The sequence below is a fragment of the Streptococcus gingivalis genome (genome assembly GCF_035544715.1).
In the GTDB taxonomy this organism is placed as follows: domain Bacteria; phylum Bacillota; class Bacilli; order Lactobacillales; family Streptococcaceae; genus Streptococcus; species Streptococcus gingivalis.
In genome coordinates this window covers 495907-520721 of record NZ_JAYKTO010000002.1, presented here as the reverse complement: position 1 = coordinate 520721, position 24815 = coordinate 495907, and the positions used below count along the sequence as shown (strand labels likewise).

The window sequence follows — 24815 nt, the reverse complement described above, 5'->3', positions numbered from 1 at the left end:
GTTAGAAAAAAATCTAACTTTCAAGGTGCTGATCAATTAAGGTATATTGTTAATAAGAGAACCTCCAGAATCAAATGTGTATGAAATACCGTCTATTATTAAAGTTTTATTTGATGCAAATGCACCACCATCATTTGGATCTGCATAAGATCTTAATCCGTTTAAATCAAGCCAGCCTGTTTTCAATTCGCAAGTAACTGGATCAAAATTATAAAGTTTCCCATCTATAGTATAAGTATAACCACAATATGCCCCTTCTGATGTAAGGTAATACTTCTTCCCATCTATGTCTTGCCAACCTAACAGTCGTTCTCCACTTTCTGGGTCATAATAATACCATTTTTTAACATCAGATTGTCGGGATATCCAACCTGTTTTCATATCGGCATTAACTGGATCGAAATAATATTCTTTTCCACCTATATTATTGAATCCTTTTAATGCATGATTATGAACAGAATAGTCTGCAAAGTAATACCATTTACCATCTATCTGTTGCCACCCCTTTAATGCGGCTCCACTTACTGGATCGTAATAAGACCAATCTGTACCATTAAGACCTGGTGTAGATATCCAACCTGTTTTCATATCACCATTAACAGGATCAAAATAATATTTTTTTTCATCAATAATCTGCTTACCTCTAGCTATCCAATATGAATACAAGTAATACCATTTACCATCTATCTGTTGCCACCCCTTTAATCGGGCTCCACTCACTGGATCAAAATAAGACCAGTCTTTGAATAGTCTACCATTAGGCTCCCTATACTCCTCTAAATACCAGCCGGTTATCATATAACCTCTTTCATCAAATCTATAAACATTTTTGTCAATATAAGCTAATGTATCTTTATAATAAGATCCATTATTTGTTGAATACCACCAGCCAATATTATCTTGATGCCAATCAGCCTTAACTTGAGATGATAGAGCTAAAAGCAATATTACTAATACACCACCTAACAAAAGCTTAGTTATTTTTTTCATTTTTTTCCTCCTTATATCACCAGATGTATACGCTTTCATTGTAGCATCTTTATTACTTTAAATCAAATAATGTGTGGATAGAGTGAGGTCGTAATCACCAAATAAAATATAAAGTCTGTCACTGTACGTTTTTAAATAAAATAAGAGAAAATGTCATCTGGAAGAGAACTCAAAAGCTAGTTTTAAAAATAACGTTCCCTACGTACTTAGAAATTATCAAAAGTTTAGCAACTAGTTTTATCAAAGACTAGCTATAAGTAAGGATCTAAATGAAGCTTCTTAACTACCAAATAACTCACTCTGATTGTATAATGTAATTCTTTTTCATAGTTAAAAACACCTCAAAAGTTAGAAAAAATTGACTTTTGAGGTGTTGACCAGTTAAGGCGCATTATTTGATAAGAATGCTATTGTAATCGAATGTGTATGAAATACCATCTATAACTAAAGTTTTATTTGTTGCAAGTGCCCCACCATCGTTAGGATCTGCATAATATTTGTTTCCCAACGCCTCAATCCAGCCTATCTTCAATTCATAAGTATCTGGATCAAAATAATACATTTTTCCATCTATTTTTTTATGCCGTTTCAATGCCCCATTCCAACCAAAGTAATACCTTTTCCCATCTATTTCTTGCCAACCTTCTACTTTGGCTCCACTTACAGGGTCGAAATACAACTTTTCTGTCCCATAATTGTATTGTTTAGATACCCATCCTGTTTGCATATCACAATTAATCGGGTCGAAATAATAATCTTTTCCATCTATACTCCAGAAACCAGTTACTGCATGATAATATTTAGGAAAGTAATACCATTTACCATCTATGTTTTGCCAACCTTCTACTTTGGCTCCACTTTCAGGGTCGAAATAATTCCAAATTGTATTTGAATTTTGTTGTTCGGATAGCCAACCCGTTTTCATATCACCATTAACAGGATCAAAATAATAATATTTCCCATCTATGTCTTGATTACCCATAAGTGCCCCGTCTTTAGTAAGGTAATACCACTTTCCATCTATATTTTGCCAGCCCAGTTTTTTATCACCATTTACTGGATCAAAATAAGACCAGTTTTTGATAATCCCATAATTACTATCATTACGCTCCCATATTAGCTGCCAGCCGGTCATCATATAACCTCTTTCATCAAATTTATACCACTTCTCGTTAATCTTAGCTTCCGTGTTTTTATAATAAGAACCATCATTTAGTGAATACCACCAACCAACATTATCTTGATGCCAATCAGCCTTAACTTGAGATACTGGAGTTAAAAACAATATTACTAATGCACCACCTAGCAAAAACTTAGTTGTTTTTTTCATTTTCATTTCCTCCTTACGTTTTGTATACGCTTTCATTGTAGCATGTTTATTACTCTAAATCAAATGATGTGTGAATATAAGGAGGACTTTATCAATGTATTCAAGGGGAAACAAAAAAATTTGCACAATTTGCTTATAATAAAAGAGACGCTTAGGCCTCTATTTATTTTCTTCAAAAACACTGTCAATGTCCATTTACTGTCCAATATAGTGTAATACATCTAAAAATTGTTAATTATGTCGAAGACTAAATCCTTTAAAATCAATATTTCTATGTATAACAAGACTTAAAGAATCTTAAATTAAGTCTTGCATATTCATCATAGTAATGACATTCCTTCCAACTTCTGAAATTTACAGTTCATTATACCATTTTTTAGACGCTTGGAAAAGCTTTGGATAGTAATCATGAAAAGCTTCTTTCACTCCGGATTGATTTTTAAGCTTTCACTACAAAATGAAAGAGAGCCTTTTTGAGCCTCTCTCAGAAAAATAATAAATTGTTTTAGGATAAAATCATCGAAGCCACAATTGGACTAATGAATACATACAAAATTCCTGTGATCCCAATTGCCAATCCTGCCATAGCACCGGCCACATGACCATACTTAAACGCTGTCCCTGTTCCTACTGCATGTCCTGTTCCGCCAAGGGCTAAACCAATAGCCACTGGATCTTTTATTTTTAACAGTTTCAATATCGTTGGGCCCAAGACACTTGTTAATAATCCAGTTGCTACAACTACCACAAGAGTGATGGTCGTAATTCCTTGCATTTTTTCAGTAATCCCAACTGCCATTGCAGTCGTAACTGATTTTGGAAAGAGCGAAATGGCTAGAAAGTACTTCATTCCAAATGCTTTCGCGATCAATGCTGTAAAAATCGTATTCACAATAACTGCCACTGTCGAGCCGATCAGAATACTCCGTGCATGATGCTTCATCAAATGGAAACTCTTATAGAGAGGAATCCCCAAGGCGACTGTCGATGGTCCAATCAACTGATTTAACAGGGAACCACCGACATAGTAATCTTTATAAGAAATTCCTGTAATCATTAAGAATAAGATAACGATAACTGTAGCCACTAAAAGTGGCGTTGTTATTGGATGAGGATACCTGCGGAAAATTAACATTCCAATCAAATAAGCCCAAATAGATAAGACAATCCCAAATAAAGGATTACTCGCAAAATTAGCCATGCTTGCGTCCCCCTTCTGGATAATCACCTTCAAAACGATTTTTTATAAAACTAACCACAATTGCAATTAAAGCCACATTGATAACCAAGGCTCCAACTAGAATCAACATGATCGGAAATAGATAAGGAGCAATCACATGAAATTTATCCATGATACCGACAGCAGGGGGAAGAAATAAAATCGTCATGTTTGCTAATAAAAAATTTCCTACCATATTGACGTGGCGCATGCGTAGTAACTTAAACTGCAATAATAAAAATAGGATCAACAGCCCGATCATACTTCCAGGAATTGGTAAGTGCAACCCATCCGAAATGATTTCACCAATTAATGAAATCGTGAATATAATCGTCAGTTGTACATATAATTTCATCTTCATCTCCCTTTTTTTGGATCATTTCCAATAAGGATTCGTATCCTCGCTTCTGCTTACTTAGAAGTAAACATCCATTTATCCCTATCAGTTTACTCCTTTTCGGAAAATTTGCAAGCTTTTTTCTAAAAAAATAAAACAAATTACCAAAAATTGAAGCTACTATTTTGATTCATGACATCCATTTTATGATACAATGAAACCAAAAACGGTTAAGTTAACATGAAAGGATCTACATGACTCATTTTCACACCATTGTCATCGGTGGTGGCCCAGCAGGTATGATGGCGACCATTGCCAGCGCCTCTTATGGCCAACCTACACTACTGATCGAAAAAAATAAAAGGCTCGGTAAGAAACTTGCTGGTACCGGAGGAGGTCGCTGTAATGTCACGAACAACGGAACCTTAGACGATTTGATGGCCGGTATCCCTGGAAATGGGCGCTTCCTTTACAGTGTGTTTTCCCAATTTGATAATCATGATATCATCCAATTTTTCACCGATAATGGCGTCAAGCTAAAAGTCGAAGACCATGGCCGGGTCTTTCCTGCTAGTGATCAATCTCGCACCATTATTCAAGCCTTAGAGAATAAGATCCTTGAGCTAGGTGCTAGCATTGCCACCAACTGTGAAGTGGTTTCTGTCACCAAGCCCGAGGACGTCTTTATCATCAAGTCTTCTGAGCATACGTGGACAGCTGACAAGCTAGTCGTTACAACTGGTGGCAAATCTTACCCATCGACTGGCTCTACGGGTTATGGGTATGAGATTGCCCGTCACTTCAAGCATACCATCACCGATCTCGAAGCGGCAGAGAGTCCTCTGTTGACAGATTTTCCCCATAAGGCCTTGCAAGGAATCTCGCTAACAGATATCACACTGAGCTATGACAAACACATGATCACCCACGATCTTCTCTTTACTCATTTTGGACTTTCGGGTCCTGCAGCTCTTCGGATGTCCAGCTTTGTTAAGGGCGGGGAAATCTTGTCTCTGGATCTCCTGCCAACCACTTCTTCTCAAGATCTAAAAGACTTCCTCGAAGAGCATCGAGAAAAGACCATTAAAAATAGCCTCAAAACCCTTCTTCCTGAGCGTCTAGCTGATTTCTTAGCCCAAGGATTCCCTGAAAAAGCCAAACAGCTGACTCCTAGTCAGACAGAAGAGCTGATCCAAAAGATAAAAGAAATGCCCATTCCAGTCACTGGTAAGATGTCTCTAGCCAAATCCTTTGTGACCAAGGGAGGGGTTAGCCTCAAAGAAATCAACCCTAAAACCTTAGAAAGTAAGCTAGTTCCTGGACTCCACTTTGCAGGAGAGGTCCTCGATATCAATGCCCATACAGGCGGTTTTAATATCACATCCGCCCTCTGTACCGGTTGGGTAGCAGGAAGCCCTCATTACTGATAGAAATTCACTAACTTTATTATTCATCTATTGAAATAAAATTTTTAAAAATTCTTTACAAGTTAGTATTTACTTGATAGAATGGATTGGTATAAAATTTATAAAGGAGATTATTAGAATCATGGATTTTGATTTTAGTGTTAAACTCATGACTGAGTTTTTCGGGACAGCATTGCTACTTATTCTCGGAAACGGTGCTGTTGCAAACGTTGAATTAAAAGGAACTAAAGGTCATCAAAGCGGATGGCTTGTCATTGCGATCGGGTACGGAATGGGTGTCATGATGCCAGCCTTGATGTTTGGTAACGTTTCAGGAAACCACATTAATCCAGCCTTTACTCTTGGACTTGCGGTTAGCGGACTCTTCCCATGGGCCAATGTTTTACCATACATCGCTGCTCAACTTCTTGGAGCTATGTTTGGACAATTGGTTGTCGTTGCAGCTCACCGTCCATACTATCTCCAGACTGAAAATCCTAACAACATCTTGGGAACATTCTCAACGATTTCTAGTTTGGATAAAGGAACTCCTGAATCACGTAAGGCTGCTACCATCAATGGTTTTATCAACGAGTTTGCAGGATCTTTCGTCCTTTTCTTTTGTGCACTTGGATTAACCAAGAATTTCTTCGGTGCAGAAGTTGCAGGCCTTGCACAAAAAGCTGCTACTGAACAAGGAGGAGTCTTCGATGCTACCTCAACAGCAGCGAAATTGGCTTTATCACAAGCACATGCCCCTGGTCTAGGAATTGCTCACTTGGCCCTTGGTTTCCTTGTTATGGCTCTTGTCACATCACTCGGTGGTCCTACTGGACCTGGTTTGAACCCTGCACGTGACTTTGGTCCTCGTTTGGTTCACGCCTTCCTTCCAAAGTCTGTCTTAGGAGAGCACAAGGGTGATTCTAAATGGTGGTATGCTTGGGTACCCGTTGTAGCCCCAATTCTTGCTGCTATCTTAGCTGTACTATTGTTCAAAGTTATCTATCTTGGATAATCTAATGACTAAAAAGACGAACTCGATTTTCCATCGAGTTCGTCTTTTTATTGTTCTTTGGTTAATGAAAAGCGGAAATCATTGTATTTAGTATAGTCAAATTCTGTATTGAGATCCGTTGTGAAAACAATCGGTGTATAGTGTCCTTCTTCCAAGACAAAACCAGGCTCAAATCGGAAGTTTGCTCCACCTAAGCCTGTGATCCCAGGGAGCAAGGCATCAGCCCCATCAAAGCCTTCAACATTCCAATAGTAGATATTTCCAGTTGCTTGGACGGCTCTTGCCGTATAGGTCGCCGTCCGAGTCGGTTCGCTGTCATTTTTGAAGCTTACCACTGTTGTCACATTTCCATTGGCATCCACTGTCATTTTAATCGCATCCGCTTGTGGACTAGATCCTACCCAAGTTCCCACTAGTTCTGCAGGGACAGTAGCTTGCGTCGTAGCAGACGCATTCTCGGTCTTACTAGAGTCTTTTGTACCTGTCGCGCTACTGGCTTGAGTTGAAGAGCTAGCTGTATCTTTTGCTTGAGCAGAAGATGCTGCACTCTTTTTGCTATTACTTTTGGTTTTTTTCTCTACCTTACTGGTAGATACTTTTGCGGAGGAGGAAGCTGTCTTTTTATCCTTAGCACCACAACCACCGAGAGCTAGACCAAGTGAAGCAGCCACCAGAACAGCGGCACTCCAACGGAAGATTGATTTTTTCATAAGATCACCTCTTTATCTTTCTGACTCCCATTATACCTCAATTATTACAAATATCAAGTTTTTTTGTAACAATTGTAATTTTTTTGTAACATATTTTTGCATTTAAAATGTCAATCGTAATAGAGCGATCAAGACAATTCCAAACAAAACGGTTCCCATAAGGTTTTTGTAACGAAAGGCTACAAAGAAGCTAGGAATGGTCACCATGAGGTCCAACCAGTGGAACTGCGGGAGACTTCCCATTTTCCCCTCTACTAAACTCGATAAAACCAAGGCAAAGATAATGGAAATGGGCAGGTATTTGAGAAAGCGGGTCACAGGAGCCGGCAGTCCCTTGTATTTAACTAAGAGGAAGGGTAAGATCCGAGGAATCCAGGTAACGAGGGCTGAGGCCAGAATGGTCATGAAGATAGAACTATTCACACGCATCACAGACCACCCCCACAAAACAGCCGATCAAGGTCGCAGCTAGCACTGCTAGCGGTTGCGAAACAAAAAAGAGGAAGAGAAAGAAACTCACTGCTACTGCTAAGAGCACCATTAGCATGGTCTTGGTCTTTTCTGTCAGTTGCATACCTTGAAACTGGGCTGCAAAAATCCCAATAAACATAGCCACTAAGGCAAAATCAAGCCCAAAAGCCTTTGGATCTGGTAGGAGAGATCCCAGAGCTGTTCCGATAACCGTCGCACCGATCCAGGCTACATAGCCTACTAGATTGTTCCCATGCATCCAAGGAACTGTAATAGTATCCGTCTTTAACTTCTCACTCAAGTAAACCCCATAACTCTCATCGGTCAAGAGGCTTCCAATCCCAATGGTATGAGCGAGACTCGCATCCTTAAAATCAGAGGACGTATGCAGACTCATCAACATATTCCGGAGATTGATCAAACACACGGTCAAGGCCATATTCAAGATCGAAGAGTGGGCCGCAATCAGAGAGATCATCGCAAACTGAGCCGCCCCAGCATAGACTAGAATACTCATCAAGGCCATCTCCAAAGGAGAAAGATAGGGAGACGCCACCACACCGCAAGCCAGGCCGATACTGATATAGCCTAGAGCTGTCGGCAGTGCATCCCTCACCCCCTGCCAAAAATCTTTTTCCACTCTCTCACTCCTTTCTGAATCATTGAGCTCTATTATAACACAAGAAAAAAGCTTGAAAAAGGACCAATGAGAGAGAATGGATAAGCCCTCGATATATTTCTATCTCTCCCCTACTGATTCACTTTTAAATCCGACATTTCTAATGACATCTTTTCTTCTTGTGTCATGCTCTCGACAATTTGTTTTTGCTCGCTGGATATTGGCAAGGTCAAAATCGTGGCAGATTGATCAGGCAATGTTCCACTGTCACTAATTTTATAGCCAATCCGTTGATGTTGATAAATGAATTGCCCATCATATTTCCAACTCAATGAAAACTCAAAATCCTTATCAATTTGAAGTCCAGCTTTGTTAATCAATAGAAATACGGCATATTCTTGTTGATTGGATGAGAAAGTTGCGCCAGTATAGTTGACCGATAGGCTTCCTTGATTTCCTAGTTCTGGATGTTCCTTGGTTAATTTCTTCCCTAGATCAATTAAGTTTGATTCTGTTCCTTCATATTGTGGTCCCACCACAAACTGCAAGCCTTTTTCATTTTTAACAGCTGAGGACTCTTTTGAAGTCTGCTCCGTTTTACTCGGCGAAGAATCTTTTGAGTCCTGTCGAGACTGGGCGCATGCTGTTAATGATAGAAGCGCTACTAACAAAACGATTGTTTTTTTCATGATTTCTACTCTTTTATTCTTGTCCATTCTATTCTAGTTACTTTTTTCAATGATGATCTCTTCTACACTATCAAGACTTAAATTCCCTGTTTTAGCTCCTAAAAGAACTGGAACTTTACCAAATTCGAAGGTCAATAGAAAAGCTGTAAGAATACCGCCTATCACTAAAAAGATACCTTCTTGACCATTATTATTAAATAAATACATAGCTAAACAGGCCAGTAAGACAAGATTTAATAGATGGGCATCAAAAATTTGCTTTCTTTCTGCTATCGGCTTGAAAGTCACAATATATCTCTTCCTTGCTGTAGGAAATAGATTCTTGACCTTTTTACGTGCCTTTTCTACAGAACATCGGAAGAGCACATAAGATATAAGCATGGCAACCACAAATAAGACTATCTTTAGAAAAATTTGTTGACTAATGGCATACTCACTGAATAGCTTTTTTAAGAGACTATAAACCACTCCAACAAATGGCTGGACTATGATAGCTACTGTTCCTCCATTTATTTTATGGATGGGTGTGCCTGGAATTGTAACTTTTTTATCTACTTCCATCATCTCAACAGTGATAGCTTCCGTTGGCAACCCCCAATAATAGAACTTAGGCTTCATGGTACTAGCATCTAACAGAAATTTTTTGCCATCGTACTCTACCAGTTGATGACAGAAAATACTTGTTTCTTTATATTCTAACATCCTATTTACTTCCTACATACTTTCAGGATAGCAGCCTAGACCATGTAAAGCAGTCAAACTCAGCTTCCTTCGACTCCCGTTCTTCCAGATGAGGCTTCACTCACTTAACTCACTACCTATGCTATTTTAGAAACTTTCCTTATCTTCCTTTTCTACTTTTTTGGCAATGATCTCTATCATATCAGGCCATTTGGATAATTGATAATCAAATTTAAACATAAATATCACTATAAAACTAATGAGCAAAAAGAGTACTGCAATGGTTTCATTTCCGATGACAAACAAAAGAATAGCGGCTACAGTTAGGCACCTAAAAAGATTGACCAGAAATGTAAAGTAGACCTTCCGTCTCTTTAATGCCTTGATTAACTTCTTGCACTGATCCACATCCAACTTGGATGGCTGTAATTTCAGACTTGCATGGTAATATCGAATGATCCACGCAGCTAAGAAGTAGGAGATAACACCTAAAATTGGAATCGTTCCAAGTCGTACCAACTGATTGTCAAATATTCCAGCCTCCGCTAATCCATCCGAAATTTTGTTGATAATAAATAATGTAATAGGGAGAAGTACATAAGACCAGTAGTTAGGAGAAGATGTCTCTTCTAGTAAGATTTTTTCCTCCCAATCAAAATGGTAATTCTTGTTCTCCCATATCCCTAAATTAATCATTGTTTGCATAACAACCTCTTTTTCACTCTCCTTGTATGTTTCCTAAAAATTCTCTCAGTGCCAATTTGAAACAGATTTACCATTATAATACTGTTGAATCTCATCGAATTGAGAGATTTTCGTATCTTTATTTTCAATACTCAGTTCTTTAGGCAGATAGGCATAATCGTACACAGAGGAACCTAATGTAAGAAATTCTGTTTCTAGATCAATCAGTTCTTTCCCATTCGTAATGGCACCATTCTCAGAATTGATCACTTTATAAGCAAAACCTTCTGGTTTTGAAAAGAGTTTAAATGCTGTCGGATAAGACGCTCTTAAATTGATATCCCCTTTGAAAGATTTTTCCTTCCAAAATCCATTATCAAACGGAAGAACTCCAGCAGTGTAACCTTTACGGGTAGAAATAAAGAGATACACTCTATTCTTCTCATTTAATTTTTCTTCCGTTGTTTCTTTATCAATTTTAAGTGTTTTAAGATTAAGTAAGAAATAACGATATGTTAGTTGATCATTTATTCTAATAACAACATAATCATTGTTTTCTATCCTTCTTAGAGTTGGCAAGGTTCCAACCAATTCAAAATTATCATTTTTTAAATAGTTAACCATTAATTTCCAAACATTAACTTCTTTCTTAGAGGCTTTTTTATTGGTTAAATCAAAGACATCTAAATACGAGTATTCATCTGACTTCATTTTTTTAGAGGCAGACGCTAGTCTTAATTTCTCCCTCGCTCTAACAAGATAATGTTGATTTACTCTAATCCAATCAGGGGAATTGACTGCTTTTGCTACTTTATTATTTTCAAACTTCCATTCAACTACTATACCATTTTTAGCATGGATAAATTGAAAATCCTGGATATCTGCATTAAGATTATAAGTATTAAAATATTCATTTTCATCTCCATTAGTAGATCTCTTAGTATCTTCCTTCAAATATTTTGAGCAACCAAAAAGAAATAAAATAAACCCCATTCCTAGTAAAATTAAGCTAGAATATACAACTACATTCTGTTTAATTTTATTTCTGTTTCGTACCATCCGACTTCCCTCTCTTCCATCTAGGTTTTATTCCTTCTATCATACCGAATTTTCTTTCACCTCGCAAATCCGCTACTAGTTGGTGAGATCCCAGCAAAAAAGCCATTGGAATCGCACATCCAATTGGCTCCTTTTTCTTATTCAATTCCTTCAAAGGCTAGGCTTGGTTTGGCGTTGAGGTCCCAGCCTGCGAAGTTTTCTTTGTTCCACTCACTGACACTGGCATAGGCGATCATCCCTGCATTATCCCCGCAGAGGCGCAGAGGCGGAATGATGACCTTAACATCTGTGATCTCAGAAGCCAAGCGTTCGCGAAGACCTTGGTTAGCTGCGACCCCACCAGCAACGACCAGGGTTTTGACCGGATATTTTTCTAAGGCCTTCTTGGTCTTGGCCATGAGAATGTCTAGTACGGCTGCCTGAAAACTTGCAGACAAGTCTGCATTGGAGAGACTTTCTCCTTTTTGCTCGGCATTATGGTGCAGATTGATAAAGGCAGATTTGAGTCCTGAAAAGGAGAATTCCAGATTGTCTTCCTTGATCATGGCCCGAGGGAAATCATAGATATCAGCCCCTTGGTGGGCCAGCTGATCAATCTCACGTCCTGCTGGATAGGTCAAGCCCATCACGCGCCCAACCTTGTCATAAGCCTCTCCGACAGCATCATCACGGGTCTCTCCGACGATCTTATAATCACCCGCTTCACTGACGTAGACTAGTTCTGTATGTCCTCCACTCACCAGCAAGGCCAAAAGCGGAAACTCTAAGGGCTCGACGCTTTGAGCGGCCATCAAATGCCCTGCCATATGATTGACAGGAATCAAAGGAAGTCCATGCGCCCAGGCAAAGGCCTTGGCTGCAGCTAGGCCGACTAAAAGAGCTCCAACTAGGCCTGGACCGTAGGTGACAGCCACAGCTGTGACATCTGCTTCTGTGATACCGGCTTCTTCCAGGGCTTCTTCAATACAAGCGGTGATGACTTCCACATGGTGACGAGAGGCTACCTCAGGCACCACCCCACCAAAACGCTTGTGACTTTCGATTTGACTGGCAATGACATTGGACAAGAGTTGGTCGTCATTTTTCAAGACAGCCACACTGGTCTCATCACAAGATGTCTCAAAAGCCAAAATATATCTATCTTTCATTTGGGTTCCTCTTCATGATCACAGCATCCTCTATGGGATCGTGATAGTAGTTTTTCCTCCGTGCAATTTCTTCAAAATGCATTTTTTTGTATAGGCCTTGGGCCGGTTGATTGGACACGCGCACTTCTAAGAAAATTTCTTTATGGTCCGGCAACTGCGCGAGTAACTGCTGAGCTAGGCCTTGGCCTTGAAAGGCGCGCTTGACCGCAATCTGTAGGACCTCTGCTTCATAGAGAGTCTCTTGAATGGCGACAAATCCAAGGACTTGTCCTTCATCCACAGCTAGGAAATAGGAGGTCGATTCCTGCTCTAAATCGGCTTCAATCTGCTCCAACTTCCAGGGACTCGCTTCATAGACATCTTCCATGACAGCGAGAATGGCAGCCGCATCCTGGCTGCTCCCTTTCTTGATTGTTCCTTTCATCATAGACGCTTGATGTAAGAGGTCGTTGTTTCCGTGTGGTCTTTGAGCCAATTTTCCTCTGCTTCGACCCGTTTGAGATAATGAGGGACAAAATCATGGAGGCTAACAGGCGCTTGTTTGAGACCGAGACGTCCGATTTTCACTGCATCTGGCAAGGTTTCATAGTAAGTAGCTCTTGGCAGGCTGGAGGCAATCTGTTCCTTAAAGGCAGTGACTTCTCCGACAAAGGTGACCTGCTCACTCGTTGCTGCACGATCTAGGACTTCCTCAAATGGAAAATGCCCTTCTGGTGCAACCAGCTGATCTTCTTGGTAAAAACCTGCATAAACGTTGTTTCGACGGGCATCCATGATAGGAACTACCAAACCTTCTAGATCATCTGGCACTAAGGCTAAGAGGCTCGAAACCCCGACCAATTCAATCCCTAAAGTATGAGCCAAGGTCTTTGCGGTTGCGACTGCAATGCGCAGCCCAGTGTAACTCCCAGGACCTTCTGCCACCACGATGCGGTCCAAGTCCTTGGGTGTCAAGTCAATTTGTTGCATCAAAAAATCGATGACCGGCATCAAGGTAATACTATGATTCTTTTTAATGGTTAATGTTGTTTCTGCAAGTAGAGTCTCATCTTCTAAAATCGCTACAGAAAGAGCCTTACTCGAGGTATCAAATGCTAATAATTTCATTTCCTACTCCTCTTGAACTGGATTATATTATACTACAAATTCCCTTCAAATCCCAGCGAAACTCTCCTCTAGAGCGCAGGATTTTCCTATCCAAAACCGCTCAAAAGCTTCTCTATTATAGGTCTTTGCCTCTCTGACTTTTCCAGTCTATCTTTTACTTACAGGCGAATTTATGATATAATGATAATTAATTGTATCGAATCAGGTCCACTGGTTGCGAGTAGGAAACTCTAGTGATTGCACTCCTTCGCAGCTAACAAATGGACCGAAATAATGAAAGGAAAATTACTTCATGATTTACAAAGTTTTTTATCAGGAAACAAAAGACCGCAACCCTCGTCGTGAAACAACGCATGCACTTTATCTCGATATTGATGCACCAAACGAACGCGAAGGACGCATCCAAGCACGTCAATTGGTTGAAGCAAACACAGATTTCAACATTGAATTTATCACACCACTTTCTGAGCAACACCTTGCTTACGAGAAAGAGTCAGGTGCTTTTGAACTAACGGAGTACTAATCCATGGCTTATACCTTAAAACCTGAAGAAGTTGGTGTATTTGCCATTGGTGGACTTGGAGAAATCGGAAAAAATACCTACGGGATCGAATACCAAGATGAAATCATCATTGTCGATGCCGGGATCAAATTTCCAGAAGATGACCTCCTTGGGATCGACTATGTAATCCCAGATTACTCTTATATCGTTGACAATATCGATCGCGTCAAAGCGGTCCTCATTACCCACGGGCACGAAGACCACATTGGTGGGATTCCTTTCCTTTTGAAGCAAGCCAATGTCCCTATCTATGCTGGGCCTTTGGCGCTTGCCTTAATCCGTGGAAAATTAGAAGAGCACGGGCTTCTTCGTGATGCCAAACTCTACGAAATCAACCAAAACACTGAGCTTCAATTTAAAAATCTTAAAGCAACCTTCTTCCGTACGACTCACTCGATTCCAGAACCTTTGGGAATTGTGATTCACACCCCTCAAGGAAAGATTGTCTGTACCGGAGACTTCAAATTTGACTTCACACCTGTTGGGGAACCGGCTGACCTCCATCGTATGGCGGCCCTTGGGGAAGAAGGCGTTCTCTGTCTGCTTTCAGACTCAACCAACGCGGAAATCCCAACCTTTACTAACTCTGAAAAAGTGGTTGGCCAATCCATCATGAAGATCATCGAAGGCATCCATGGGCGCATCATTTTTGCCTCCTTTGCTTCGAATATCTTCCGTCTCCAACAAGCTGCTGAGGCCGCTGTTAAGACCGGTCGTAAGATCGTCGTCTTTGGACGCTCGATGGAAAAAGCCATCGTCAATGGAATCGAGCTTGGCTACATCAAGGTCCCTGCTGGAACCATTATCGAGCCAAATGAGATCAAAGACTATGCAGCCAATGAAATCCTGATCATGTGTACAGGAAGCCAAGGAGAGCCAATGGCAGCCCTCTCTCGGATTGCCAACGGAACACACCGCCAAGTGCAACTCCAACCAGGAGATACCGTGATCTTCTCTTCTAGTCCAATTCCTGGAAATACAACCAGTGTGAATAAATTGATCAATACGATTTCTGAAGCGGGTGTAGAGGTCATTCACGGGAAGATCAACAACATCCATACCTCTGGACACGGGGGGAAACAAGAACAAAAACTCATGCTCCGCTTGATCAAACCAAAATACTTCATGCCTGTCCATGGTGAATACCGGATGCAGAAGATCCACGCAGGACTTGCGCGTGATTGTGGAGTAGAAAAAGACAATATCTTCATCATGAGTAATGGTGATGTCCTCGCTCTTACAGCTAACTCTGCTCGGATCGCAGGAAGCTTCAATGCTCAAGATATCTATGTCGATGGAAACCGCATCGGGGAAATCGGGGCTGCTGTTCTTCGTGACCGGAGAGACCTTTCCGAAGACGGTGTTGTGCTTGCTGTTGCGACTGTTGACTTCAAATCGAAGATGATTCTGGCAGGACCAGATATCTTGAGCCGTGGTTTCATCTACATGCGTGAATCAGGAGACCTGATCCGTGAAAGCCAACGCATCCTCTTCAATGCCATTCGTATCGCCTTGAAGAACAAAGATGCCAATATCCAAACCGTTAATGGTGCGATTGTCAATGCTCTTCGTCCATTCCTGTACGAAAGCACGGAACGTGAACCCATCATTATTCCAATGATTCTCACACCAGATGACGAAAATTAAAAAAACAACCAGTTGAGACCACTGTTTCAACTGGTTTTATAGTGACTTTTTGAGGATCAAAAAGAGAGTGGGACAGAAATCGGTAATTCGTTAGAATTCGATTACGTCGTCCCACCTCTGCACAGTTGAGTAGGGCTGTAAAAGCTGATGAAATCAGCGTAGTAGAGCCCTACTCAACCACTGCGTCTTACTCGACAATCCAAAAATAATTGAGAGGCTAGGACTTTTGTCCTAGCCTCTTTACTCTTGTTTCTTAATAAAGATCTAAATAGTTGTCTACTTCCCATTGAGATACGAAGGTAGCATAGCTTGCCCATTCGATTCGTTTGGCTTCAAGAAAGCTGGTGTAGATGTGCTCACCCAAGGCAGCTTTCACCACTTCGTCTTCTGTCAAGTCTTTCAAGGCATTGTGAAGGGTAGAAGGGAGATCTGTGATTCCAGCGGCTCTACGTTCTTCCGGTGTCATCACATAGATATTTTCTTCGATCGGAGCAGGTGCTTCGATTTTGTTTTCGATACCGTGAAGGCCGACTTCAAGCAAGACTGCTAAGGCTACATAAGGATTGGCCATTGGGTCTACGGAACGCAATTCCAAACGAGTTCCCATACCACGTGATGCTGGCACACGTACCAATGGGGAACGGTTGCGGCCCGCCCAAGCGATGTAAACGGGTGCTTCATATCCTGGAACCAAACGTTTGTATGAGTTAACAGTTGGATTGGTCACTGCTGTAAAGTTGTAGGCATGCTTGATCAAACCACCCAAGAAATGATAAGCGGTTTCTGACAACTGCATTCCACGTGGATCTTCTGGATCAAAGAAGGCATTGTTGCCATCTTGGTCAAAGAGAGACATATTACAGTGCATACCTGATCCAGCAATTCCAAATTTTGGTTTGGCCATAAAGGTTGCATACAAACCGTGTTTACGAGCGATGGTCTTCACAACGAGTTTAAAGATTTGAATCTTATCACAAGCGCGGAGCACTTCATCATATTTGAAGTCGATTTCATGCTGACCAACGGCTACTTCGTGGTGGCTGGCTTCTACTTCAAAGCCCATCTTGGTCAAGACATTTACGATTTCACGACGAGTGTTATCTGCAAGGTCTGTTGGAGCCAAGTCAAAATAGCCACCTTTGTCGTTTACTTCAAGAGTTGGATCTCCATTTTCGTCCAACTTAAAGAGGAAGAATTCTGGTTCTGGACCAAGGTTAAAGGATTTGAATCCAAGTTCTTCCATATGACGAAGGGCACGTTTCAAGTTGCCACGTGGGTCCCCTGCAAATGGTTCTCCTTCTGTCGTATAGACATCACAGATCAAGCCAGCTACGCTACCATTTTCATCTCCCCAAGGAAAGACTGTCCATGTATCCAAATCTGGGTAAAGATACATATCTGACTCGTTGATACGGACAAATCCTTCGATAGAAGAACCATCAAACATGGCTTTGTTTGAAAGAACCTTGTCCAGTTGCTCATCGGTAGCTGGAATTTCGACGTTCTTCATGGTTCCCAAAATATCAGAGAACATCAAGCGAATAAAAGTAACATTTTTTTCTTTTACTTCACGGCGAATATCTGCAGCAGTAATTGACATTTTTGTCTCCTTAAAATAGATTACAAGCTTATGAAATGATCAACGAAATTGACCATATGGCGATGGGGAAGATGTGAAGCGACTTTGCTGAAGAATGTCACGATGAAGAGCCTTACGGATCTCTTCTTGACTGACAACCTTGGTTTGCTCTTGCTCTTTTTCCGCATATTTCTTCTTAATATCCGCAATATTGAAGCCATCTGAGATATAATCTTTGATCTCAAGCAAGCGGTCCATATCGTCCAACGAATACATGCGGCGATTGCCTTCTGTCCGGTCAGGAGAAATCAATCCCTGATCTTCATAATAACGAATCTGGCGAGCTGTCAAGTCGGTCAGCTTCATAACACTGCCAATCGGAAAGACTGCCAGCGAGCGTCGTAATTCCTTTTCCTTCATACCATTCCTCTTTCTATTCTATTATATCGAAAAAAAAATCTATGTCAAGATTAAATGTTACATAATCTTACATAGGTTTTTTGTGTTTCTTGAGAAAATCGCGAATGCGATCCACATCCGAATTGACCAAAATCGCAACGAAAACGCCAATAAAGGTCTCAAATATTCGGGCAAAAACATACAAGAAGGTTTCTCCGTTAGGAATCGAGAGGGTAATGATCAGCATTGCCGAAACTCCTCCAATAATTCCTGCTTTGTTATTCATAGCAACATTTGTCATAATGGTTAACATGGTCGCAATGGGTACAAAAATCAGAGTCACCCAATACGCCCCATGAAAGAACGTTTTTAAAAGGAAGAACAATACAGCATAAAAACCTCCGATACTGTTGCCCATGACACGCGAAGCCCCGAAATGGACACTCTTATCAAAGTCTTCCCTCAAACTAAAAACAGCTGTCAAAGTCCCGATCTGAAGGCCTCGCCAGCCAAATATTCCAAAAATAAGTAGTACAATAAAAACGGCAATCCCTGTTTTAAAGGTTCTCATCCCCAAACGGAATTTGGACCAATCAAATTTGTGTCGTTTAAAGTAATCCATGGTCACCTATCTTTCTATTTCTATTATTCTACCATATTTTCAGAAAGGAGAGAACAGATATCAATAGAAAGAAAAAAGAGAGTGGGACAGAAATCGGCAATTCGTTAGAATTCGATTTCGTCGTCCCACCTCCGCACAGTTGAGTAGGGGTGTAAAAGCTGATGAAATCAGCGTAGTAGAGCCCACTCAACCACTGCGTCTTGCTCGACAATCCAAAAATAATTGAGAGGCTAGGACTTTTGTCCCAGCCTCTTTCATTCTATTTAGATTATTTGTCTGTAAGAGCAGCCAATCCTGGAAGTTCTTTCCCTTCAAGGAGTTCCATAGAAGCACCACCACCAGTAGAGATCCATGAGAATTTGTCTGCACGGCCAAGGTTGATCGCAGCAGCAGCTGAGTCACCACCACCGATGATTGATTTAACGCCTGGTTGTTTCACGATAGCGTCCATCACACCGATTGTACCAGCTTGGAAGTCAGGATTTTCAAATACACCCATAGGTCCGTTCCATACAACTGTTTTCGCACCAGTCAATTCTTGGTCGAATTTAGCGATTGATTTAGGACCGATATCAAGACCAAGGAATCCTGGATCTACTGCTTCACCTTCAGTGTCTTTCACTTCAGTGTAGTCAGCAAATGCGTTCGCTTCTTTTGAGTCAACTGGCAAGATCAATTTGCCGTTTGATTTTTCAAGAAGAGCTTTAGCCACATCCAATTTGTCTTCTTCTACAAGTGAGTTACCGATTTCGATACCTTGTGCTTTGTAGAATGTGTAAGTCATCCCACCACCGATAAGAACTTTATCAGCTTTTTCAAGCAAGTTTTCGATAACACCGATCTTGTCAGATACTTTAGATCCACCAAGGATAGCTACGAATGGACGTTCTGGAGCTTCAACTGCTTCTTTGATGTAAGCAATTTCGTTTTCAAGAAGGAATCCAGCAACAGCTTTCTCAACGTTTGCAGAGATACCAACGTTAGATGCGTGTGCACGGTGAGCAGTACCAAATGCATCGTTTACGAAGATACCATCTCCAAGTGATGCCCAGTATTTACCAAGTTCAGGATCGTTTTTAGATTCTTTCTTGCCATCAACATCTTCGAAACGAGTGTTTTCAACCAAGAGAACTTGTCCATCTTCAAGAGCGTTAACAGCTGCTTCCAATTCAGCACCACGTGTAACACCTGGGATAAATTGAACTTCTTGACCCAATTTAGCAGCCAAGTCAGCAGCTACAGGAGCAAGTGATTTACCTTCTTTATCTGCTTCTTCTTTTACACGTCCAAGGTGAGAGAAGAGGATTGCACGTCCACCTTGTTCAAGGATGTACTTGATAGTTGGAAGAGCTGCAGTGATACGGTTATCGTTAGTGATCACGCCATCTTTTACAGGAACGTTGAAGTCAACACGAACGAGAACTTTTTTCCCTTTCAAGTCAACGTCTTTAACAGTCAATTTTGCCATTAGATATGACTCCTTCTTTTTTTAATACATGATAATTATATCACAAAAGCTGTAAAAGAGGTAGAAAAATCCAATGCTTTTCCCCTCTAATTCGCAGGATCCGAACGACACTTCTAGATACAAGATCAAACCTCTCTAGTTTTCACCAGAGAGGTTTTTTTGAGAGTGACTTTTTAAGTGAACGAAAGAATCCTGTAAAAGACTTACTCTTCTTTCTTCTTACCAGCCAAGAGGAAGCCGCCTAAGGCTGCTAGGAGAACAGCTTCAGCTGCAAAGGAAGCTTCTAGGCTTGCCGTATTTGGTAAGTGTTCCGATTGACTTTCTTTGCTGGCATCTTTTGTTTCTTGCTGAACTGTTGGCTGTGCGTTCCCCCCTTGGTGGGCACTTAACAACTGATGGATCTCTTGATCAACCATATCCTTGTGTTTTTCCTCTTGATGACCCGCTTGAGTAGAAGTCGTTGGGGCCAACTGATCCACTTGAGAAGACTCTGTAGGCTTCAGTGGATTAGCCGGTTCTGGAATCACTGGGACAGCTGGTTGGACTGGCTGATTTGGTTGAGCCGGTTGAGCCGGTTGAACAGGCTGATCTGGTTTAGCCGGTTGATCTGGTTGGATCGGTTGATCTGGTCCTTCCGTTTGTGCTGGCTTATAGACAATCGCATAGTGAGTAAAGTGAGGTGCTGTAAAGATGACTACATCTCCGACTCTCTCAAAGGCCAAGGATTGAGGAGCTTGACCTTCTGGGAAGAAGAGAACTTGCTCCACTTCTTTATCCTTATCCACAGGAATTTTCACAAGTGATGGATGGTGGGTATCGATATCTTGACCGCTTGCATCCACGCCTTCGATATCAAAGACGATTCCTTCTCGACCCTTCAGCTCTTCTTTTTCTGCCTGATTGGATTCAACTTTTGCAACTTTTAGTCCTTTGACAACGGTTGGCTCTAAGTTGGAGAATTGAACTTCGACTCCAGTCGCAGGGTCTACAAAGACCGCTGGCTTATCTTCTTTCAGGAGCGCAATCAAGGTCTCTAGACCTGTCTTAGCTGTTTCAAGCGCTTCAGGAGTGAGCTCTGAAGAAGCTAGGAGCTCTTTATTTTTCTCAACCAGTGCCTGCAAAGCTTCACCAGAAGGGTGATTTGGCTTGCTCGCTAATAGAGCAGTCGCTTCTGTTGTTAGGACAGAGAGAGCTTCTTTTTCTTTTGTTAGATTAGCTTGACCATCCAAGGCTTTCAAGAGAGCGGTCAATTGGTTCAACTGCTCATTGACTTGATCTTGTGTGCTGGTATCATGCTCTTTCAAGACTTTTTCAGAAGCAGCCATTCCAGCTAGCAAGGCTTCTTTGACTTCAGGAGTGGCAAAAGTAAAGTCTACTTTGGCTTTTGCAGCTTCAGCTTCAGCCAATTTTTGCTTGAGGTATTCATCGTTGAGAGCTGGTTTTGGATTGACGAGGACATCAAAGCTTGTGCTAGCTCCTTTGTAATGGACAGTGATGGTTTGACGACCTTCCTTGGTCGTATCAAAGCCAGTTATTTCAACACCTTCATCGGTCAAGGCGTGCGTTTCGGTCGTTTCATCTTCAAAGACGACTGTAAAGCGTCCGCCTTCTTTCTCCAATGCTTCTCCGACGATATATTCCACTTTTGGTTTGTCGGTCAATTCTAGACCAGCAACTGCTTTTTCACCTGCTTCCTCTGCACTGACCACAAAAACAGTGAGGGTCTTATCCAATTTCTGACCAAGGTAAGAGACTTCTAGGTGTTGTTCTCCAAGCTTGCTACTGTCAAATCCATGAATCTCTACACCTGAGTTGGTGAGATTGACCAGTTGATCTGCTTGGCCATCTTTATAATGAACGCGGAGAGTTGCCCCTTTCAAGGAAAGAGCATCCCCTTCCCGGTAAACCTTCTTGGTCAAACCATCTTCAAATTGAAGTCCCGCAATTTCTTTATCATTCTTTGGAACTTCGATCGCCAGAACATTACTGATATCTTTTCCAGGTTCTTGCGCACGATAGTAAAGAAGAGATGGGGTTGATTCAAAAGCGAGCGGTTTAAAGATGAGATTTCCAGCTTGATCGGCTGTCATGGTCGCAATTGGACTAGTGGCTTCTTTATCGGCATAAAGAGTCAGAGTAGTATGAGCTGGGACATCTTTGAAACCGACTTGGACAAAATGATTACCTAGGTTTTGCGCTGCAGCATGTTTCATCGGGATGTTGACCGTTTCAGTATCCAGACTTTCATACATCTTCCAGTTGTAAATCCGGATGGCTTGCCATGGGGTGCCGTTATCGGCTGTAATGACATGGAGACGCCAGTCTTGAGCCTTGATCGGATGATCAAGTGTAATGTCAGATACATGGGCTTTATTGCCACGAACTTCCTTGGCTAATTTCCACTCACCGGCTTCATCCTTGTAGTAAAGGTCGAAGTCACGGGTATTCATCTTGCCATCATCGACAGACTCTCCACCAGCACCAGCATGGTCCATGACCCAACGAACAATGGTCCGAGGTTGTGTCAAGCGGATATCGACGGTTCCACTCAATTGAGCAGAAGACCATTTATCTGAAAGACTGGTAATAGTCCCATTTAACATGCCTTCAATGCCTTCACTACCATCCGCATCTGGGAAGCTTGAACCGATCACTTTGGCTCCGATGACTACGTTTGGCGCTAAAGCTTTTGGAAGACTGGTATCTGACACGGTCATGCCCCAATCAAAGGCCACGGTTCCCGCATCTGAACGTTGACCATTCTTTCCAACTGCCACAACCTTGAGGTCCTGAGTAGTTCCTTCAGCACTTGCTGAACGGCTAACTTTTGGTAGATAGACGGTTGTCGCAGAAGACCCTGTTAAGAGACGCCAGTTATCGCCATCTTTTTCATAGACTTCATAATAATCCGCATCTGCTACCCCTTTAAAATTGAGGACTGCTTCTGCTTCTTGCGCATTTTGTAGGCGTTTTGCTCGAACGGATACTTCTGCTGGAGTCGCTGGTTTCTCTTGGTTTGAAGTAATCGACAATTGGCCGAGATTAAATTTGTAGTCTTTAACATCCGTATCATGGTCAAAGAACATCTTCACAGCATAAATGGTCTTGCCAGCCAAACTTCCCAAATCAAAGGTTTGAGTAGACCAATCCGCACTCGGTGTCAATTCTTTCCATTCGTATTCAGAGTAGTCTTCTTTGGTGGCAACAGCTACCCAGGCAGCTGCTCCGATCCCACCTTTATGACTGACGCTCAATTTTGTCGTTTCTGTCACAGGAATCTTGGTCGAATAGAGCATGACATTTTGACTGCTATTGGCTTTTAAATCTCCTTCAAAAGCTAGAGAATTTCCTCCATTGTAAGCTTGATCAAAATCATAGCGACCTTTTAATGGTGTACTATCTTCACTATGCTCTACCCACCAACGCCATGTTGGAAGGTAGCCAGAAACAGAACGGTAGTTCCATTCCCCTTCTTTAGAAATCTTGCCATCCACAAACCAGTGTTTTCCGTGACCAGTATTGAAGGAAGTATTGAAATCTTCACTAGTGATTGGGGTTTTGTCCACAACCAAATTAGACATTCCGTACCAAGATTGGTCTGCTGGTTTTCCTTTAGTCGGATCTCCTTGGAAACCTGTCCAGAATAGATCTTCATGAGTATGGTAACCTTCTCCAGTCTTTCCTAGACCTGTAATGGTATCTGGCGCATAAAGACCAAGAGATAGACGCAACTTGCCATGTTCATCTAAAATGGCATTCCAGTCTACATTAGTCTTATAAGAGCCACCTTTTTGGAGCTCAAGTCCAGCTAGAACATCATAAGGATTGCGCTTAATCCATTTGGCTGTACTGATGGAATAATCCACTTCTGATTTGCCCCAGTTAAAGTTAGCAAAGAAGGTATCCACTGGGTTTTCCCCATTTTCTGGCTGCATGAAATTGTAGTTGTATTCTCCCAGCGCATTCTCATGGTAACGGCCATATTCATAGGTCATAGCATCATACCAAGAATACTTAATCGGATAGTTCAGACTTTTCGCATATTCCTTGGTATAAAGAAGAAAATCTCTCAATTTTGGACCCAATGGTTCTACAAGATTTCCGGTCGTTTCTTGGTTGATAAAGTAACCATCAAAGCCATAGTACTTGGCAAGTTCGACTAATTTACGGGCGATCGGGAAAGTTTTAGAGCCTTCACTATCTTCTTTCAAGGTTTCTGCAAAATGTTCTTGATCCTTGATGCTGCTAGACCAGTTATAAAAGAGTGTTCCATAAATAGGAACCCCATTTCGGTGGGCTGCATCAATCACATCTGCTGATGGAACCAGTCCTTCCCAAAAGACCATGGAATCCAAATATTGCCAGTAATCAAAAGCATAGGCCTTAAACTCTTCCCCGCCGACAGACGCATGATCCTTGGCTTTGGAGTTCATGTTTGACAGTGCTTGGATCTTCGCTTCAGGGTTGGCTTGTTCATTAATTTGTTTCCCTTGAAAGCGGCTCGCAAGTGGAACGCTTGCTCTGTTCATATCGTCATCCACTCGTTTTCCTGGTTCCCACTTCAAGAGATCATCCCAGGTATCGAACTTAACTTCTTTGGATCTTAATTGTTTTTCTTCATTGGTTGGTAAATCGGCCACTTTTTCTGCAGCAGCTTTCGGTTTTTCAGTCTCTGAAACAGCTGGAGTATCTGTAGTTGTCGAGCTAGCTTCTGTACTTGTAGGACTAGCCTCCGGAGCGACCGCTTCTGCGACTGGTTTTTCCGTTTCTGCAGCAGGCAAGGCCGCATCTGCAGTATAGACGCCAGCTTCTCTCACTAGATGATTGACATCTTCTGTCGCTACTGAAGATGTTTCTAAGGGTTGTTCACTAGTAGAAACTGTCTCATCTGCAGAGACAGCTCCTGTTCCTAAAAATGCTAACCCAATCAATGCGGAGCAAACTCCCACACTGAATTTTCGTATACTAAATCGTTCTTTCTTTTCAAATAGATGACCTTTCATCTTGACCTCCTTGTATGGTTTTTTTCTTTTTCTTGAGCGATTTCCATTGGCTCCTTTCTCTACGAACTGT

At 41.5% G+C, this 24815-nt stretch carries 23 protein-coding genes; 4 read left to right on the top strand and 19 right to left on the bottom strand.

All coding sequences use genetic code 11. The features are described 5' to 3' along the window. Positions 1 to 36: 36 nt before the first annotated feature. From SM122_RS08995 to SM122_RS08980, 4 genes are all read right to left on the bottom strand, one after another. Positions 37 to 990 carry an N-acetylmuramoyl-L-alanine amidase family protein gene (locus SM122_RS08995; RefSeq protein ID WP_195326994.1) on the bottom strand — a complete coding sequence of 318 codons (954 nt, stop codon included), beginning with the start codon at positions 988 to 990 and terminating at the stop codon, positions 37 to 39. Between the two features lie 391 nt (positions 991 to 1381). Next, complete coding sequence (locus SM122_RS08990) at positions 1382 to 2320, bottom strand: cell wall-binding protein (protein ID WP_324738264.1); 939 nt, start codon at positions 2318 to 2320, stop codon at positions 1382 to 1384. 505 nt (positions 2321 to 2825) lie between these two features. Further along, the gene (locus SM122_RS08985) at positions 2826 to 3521 is read right to left on the bottom strand and encodes an LrgB family protein (RefSeq protein WP_003008843.1); all 696 of its coding nucleotides are present in this window, start codon (positions 3519 to 3521) and stop codon (positions 2826 to 2828) included. After that, positions 3514 to 3894, bottom strand: coding sequence for a CidA/LrgA family protein (locus SM122_RS08980; protein ID WP_041818372.1), 381 nt, complete (start codon positions 3892 to 3894; stop codon positions 3514 to 3516). The genes SM122_RS08985 and SM122_RS08980 overlap by 8 nt, the downstream gene beginning before the upstream one ends. Before the next feature lie 236 nt (positions 3895 to 4130). On the opposite strand from SM122_RS08980, the gene SM122_RS08975 reads away from it, so the two are divergent. Both SM122_RS08975 and gla read left to right on the top strand, forming a co-directional pair. Beyond that, complete coding sequence (locus tag SM122_RS08975) at positions 4131 to 5303, top strand: BaiN/RdsA family NAD(P)/FAD-dependent oxidoreductase (protein ID WP_195326996.1); 1173 nt, start codon at positions 4131 to 4133, stop codon at positions 5301 to 5303. Positions 5304 to 5424: 121 nt separating this feature from the next. Next, positions 5425 to 6297 carry an aquaglyceroporin Gla gene (gene gla / locus SM122_RS08970; protein ID WP_195326997.1) on the top strand — a complete coding sequence of 291 codons (873 nt, stop codon included), beginning with the start codon at positions 5425 to 5427 and terminating at the stop codon, positions 6295 to 6297. A gap of 47 nt (positions 6298 to 6344) precedes the next feature. Here gla and SM122_RS08965 read toward each other — a convergent pair whose 3' ends face one another. From SM122_RS08965 to tsaB, 10 genes are all read right to left on the bottom strand, one after another. Then, a complete protein-coding gene (locus SM122_RS08965) occupies positions 6345 to 7007 on the bottom strand; it encodes a hypothetical protein (protein ID WP_049507503.1) in 663 nt (220 codons plus the stop codon). Positions 7008 to 7109: 102 nt separating this feature from the next. Continuing rightward, positions 7110 to 7436, bottom strand: coding sequence for an AzlD domain-containing protein (locus SM122_RS08960; RefSeq protein ID WP_371609001.1), 327 nt, complete (start codon positions 7434 to 7436; stop codon positions 7110 to 7112). Beyond that, on the bottom strand, positions 7423 to 8118 hold the full coding sequence (locus SM122_RS08955) for an AzlC family ABC transporter permease (RefSeq protein WP_070466628.1): 696 nt from the start codon (positions 8116 to 8118) through the stop codon (positions 7423 to 7425). The genes SM122_RS08960 and SM122_RS08955 overlap by 14 nt, the downstream gene beginning before the upstream one ends. 110 nt (positions 8119 to 8228) lie before the next feature. Next, on the bottom strand, positions 8229 to 8813 hold the full coding sequence (locus SM122_RS08950; protein ID WP_195326998.1) for a membrane lipoprotein lipid attachment site-containing protein: 585 nt from the start codon (positions 8811 to 8813) through the stop codon (positions 8229 to 8231). 6 nt (positions 8814 to 8819) lie between these two features. Beyond that, positions 8820 to 9488, bottom strand: a complete 669-nt coding sequence (locus SM122_RS08945; protein WP_195326999.1) for a DUF443 domain-containing protein — start codon at positions 9486 to 9488, stop codon at positions 8820 to 8822. Between the two features lie 126 nt (positions 9489 to 9614). Beyond that, positions 9615 to 10172, bottom strand: a complete 558-nt coding sequence (locus SM122_RS08940) for a hypothetical protein (protein WP_195327000.1) — start codon at positions 10170 to 10172, stop codon at positions 9615 to 9617. Between the two features lie 45 nt (positions 10173 to 10217). After that, positions 10218 to 11210 (bottom strand): hypothetical protein, encoded by a 993-nt coding sequence (locus SM122_RS08935; RefSeq protein ID WP_195327001.1) that lies wholly within the window; start codon positions 11208 to 11210, stop codon positions 10218 to 10220. 137 nt (positions 11211 to 11347) lie between these two features. Further along, on the bottom strand, positions 11348 to 12358 hold the full coding sequence (gene tsaD / locus SM122_RS08930) for a tRNA (adenosine(37)-N6)-threonylcarbamoyltransferase complex transferase subunit TsaD (RefSeq protein WP_024054743.1): 1011 nt from the start codon (positions 12356 to 12358) through the stop codon (positions 11348 to 11350). Continuing rightward, positions 12348 to 12785, bottom strand: a complete 438-nt coding sequence (rimI, locus tag SM122_RS08925; RefSeq protein ID WP_024054742.1) for a ribosomal protein S18-alanine N-acetyltransferase — start codon at positions 12783 to 12785, stop codon at positions 12348 to 12350. Before rimI ends, tsaD begins: the two co-directional genes overlap by 11 nt. Further along, positions 12782 to 13465, bottom strand: coding sequence for a tRNA (adenosine(37)-N6)-threonylcarbamoyltransferase complex dimerization subunit type 1 TsaB (gene tsaB, locus SM122_RS08920; RefSeq protein ID WP_195327002.1), 684 nt, complete (start codon positions 13463 to 13465; stop codon positions 12782 to 12784). Before tsaB ends, rimI begins: the two co-directional genes overlap by 4 nt. A gap of 292 nt (positions 13466 to 13757) precedes the next feature. Between tsaB and SM122_RS08915 the strand changes: the two genes are divergently transcribed. Continuing rightward, a complete protein-coding gene (locus tag SM122_RS08915; RefSeq protein WP_003008866.1) occupies positions 13758 to 13988 on the top strand; it encodes a DNA-directed RNA polymerase subunit epsilon in 231 nt (76 codons plus the stop codon). A 3-nt stretch (positions 13989 to 13991) separates the two neighbouring features. Further along, positions 13992 to 15674 carry a ribonuclease J1 gene (gene rnjA / locus SM122_RS08910; RefSeq protein ID WP_324738261.1) on the top strand — a complete coding sequence of 561 codons (1683 nt, stop codon included), beginning with the start codon at positions 13992 to 13994 and terminating at the stop codon, positions 15672 to 15674. 253 nt (positions 15675 to 15927) lie between these two features. Here the strand turns inward: rnjA and glnA are convergent, their stop codons facing one another. The 5 genes from glnA to SM122_RS08885 all read right to left on the bottom strand — a co-directional run bounded on the left by glnA (position 15928) and on the right by SM122_RS08885 (position 24745). Next, positions 15928 to 17274 carry a type I glutamate--ammonia ligase gene (gene glnA / locus SM122_RS08905; protein ID WP_324738260.1) on the bottom strand — a complete coding sequence of 449 codons (1347 nt, stop codon included), beginning with the start codon at positions 17272 to 17274 and terminating at the stop codon, positions 15928 to 15930. Positions 17275 to 17313: 39 nt separating this feature from the next. Beyond that, on the bottom strand, positions 17314 to 17673 hold the full coding sequence (locus tag SM122_RS08900; protein WP_003008872.1) for a MerR family transcriptional regulator: 360 nt from the start codon (positions 17671 to 17673) through the stop codon (positions 17314 to 17316). A 67-nt stretch (positions 17674 to 17740) separates the two neighbouring features. Further along, the gene (locus tag SM122_RS08895; protein ID WP_195327003.1) at positions 17741 to 18274 is read right to left on the bottom strand and encodes an FUSC family protein; all 534 of its coding nucleotides are present in this window, start codon (positions 18272 to 18274) and stop codon (positions 17741 to 17743) included. 268 nt (positions 18275 to 18542) lie between these two features. Beyond that, positions 18543 to 19742 (bottom strand): phosphoglycerate kinase, encoded by a 1200-nt coding sequence (locus SM122_RS08890; protein ID WP_031573909.1) that lies wholly within the window; start codon positions 19740 to 19742, stop codon positions 18543 to 18545. 203 nt (positions 19743 to 19945) lie between these two features. Continuing rightward, positions 19946 to 24745 (bottom strand): endo-beta-N-acetylglucosaminidase, encoded by a 4800-nt coding sequence (locus SM122_RS08885; protein WP_324738259.1) that lies wholly within the window; start codon positions 24743 to 24745, stop codon positions 19946 to 19948. Positions 24746 to 24815: the final 70 nt, after the last annotated feature.

Excerpts from the sequence above, each read along its gene's own strand:
- SM122_RS08915 (WP_003008866.1), top strand. The coding sequence starts at position 13,758 with ATGATTTACAAAGTTTTTTATCAGGAAACAAAAGACCGCAACCCTCGT.
- SM122_RS08945 (WP_195326999.1), bottom strand. The coding sequence starts at position 9,488 with ATGTTAGAATATAAAGAAACAAGTATTTTCTGTCATCAACTGGTAGAG.
- SM122_RS08900 (WP_003008872.1), bottom strand. The coding sequence starts at position 17,673 with ATGAAGGAAAAGGAATTACGACGCTCGCTGGCAGTCTTTCCGATTGGC.
- SM122_RS08995 (WP_195326994.1), bottom strand. The coding sequence starts at position 990 with ATGAAAAAAATAACTAAGCTTTTGTTAGGTGGTGTATTAGTAATATTG.
- rimI (WP_024054742.1), bottom strand. The coding sequence starts at position 12,785 with ATGATGAAAGGAACAATCAAGAAAGGGAGCAGCCAGGATGCGGCTGCC.
- glnA (WP_324738260.1), bottom strand. The coding sequence starts at position 17,274 with ATGTCAATTACTGCTGCAGATATTCGCCGTGAAGTAAAAGAAAAAAAT.
- SM122_RS08935 (WP_195327001.1), bottom strand. The coding sequence starts at position 11,210 with ATGGTACGAAACAGAAATAAAATTAAACAGAATGTAGTTGTATATTCT.
- SM122_RS08960 (WP_371609001.1), bottom strand. The coding sequence starts at position 7,436 with ATGCGTGTGAATAGTTCTATCTTCATGACCATTCTGGCCTCAGCCCTC.
- SM122_RS08985 (WP_003008843.1), bottom strand. The coding sequence starts at position 3,521 with ATGGCTAATTTTGCGAGTAATCCTTTATTTGGGATTGTCTTATCTATT.
- tsaB (WP_195327002.1), bottom strand. The coding sequence starts at position 13,465 with ATGAAATTATTAGCATTTGATACCTCGAGTAAGGCTCTTTCTGTAGCG.
- tsaD (WP_024054743.1), bottom strand. The coding sequence starts at position 12,358 with ATGAAAGATAGATATATTTTGGCTTTTGAGACATCTTGTGATGAGACC.
- SM122_RS08895 (WP_195327003.1), bottom strand. The coding sequence starts at position 18,274 with ATGGATTACTTTAAACGACACAAATTTGATTGGTCCAAATTCCGTTTG.
- SM122_RS08885 (WP_324738259.1), bottom strand. The coding sequence starts at position 24,745 with ATGAAAGGTCATCTATTTGAAAAGAAAGAACGATTTAGTATACGAAAA.
- SM122_RS08990 (WP_324738264.1), bottom strand. The coding sequence starts at position 2,320 with ATGAAAAAAACAACTAAGTTTTTGCTAGGTGGTGCATTAGTAATATTG.
- SM122_RS08890 (WP_031573909.1), bottom strand. The coding sequence starts at position 19,742 with ATGGCAAAATTGACTGTTAAAGACGTTGACTTGAAAGGGAAAAAAGTT.
- SM122_RS08940 (WP_195327000.1), bottom strand. The coding sequence starts at position 10,172 with ATGCAAACAATGATTAATTTAGGGATATGGGAGAACAAGAATTACCAT.
- rnjA (WP_324738261.1), top strand. The coding sequence starts at position 13,992 with ATGGCTTATACCTTAAAACCTGAAGAAGTTGGTGTATTTGCCATTGGT.
- gla (WP_195326997.1), top strand. The coding sequence starts at position 5,425 with ATGGATTTTGATTTTAGTGTTAAACTCATGACTGAGTTTTTCGGGACA.
- SM122_RS08965 (WP_049507503.1), bottom strand. The coding sequence starts at position 7,007 with ATGAAAAAATCAATCTTCCGTTGGAGTGCCGCTGTTCTGGTGGCTGCT.
- SM122_RS08950 (WP_195326998.1), bottom strand. The coding sequence starts at position 8,813 with ATGGACAAGAATAAAAGAGTAGAAATCATGAAAAAAACAATCGTTTTG.
- SM122_RS08975 (WP_195326996.1), top strand. The coding sequence starts at position 4,131 with ATGACTCATTTTCACACCATTGTCATCGGTGGTGGCCCAGCAGGTATG.
- SM122_RS08980 (WP_041818372.1), bottom strand. The coding sequence starts at position 3,894 with ATGAAATTATATGTACAACTGACGATTATATTCACGATTTCATTAATT.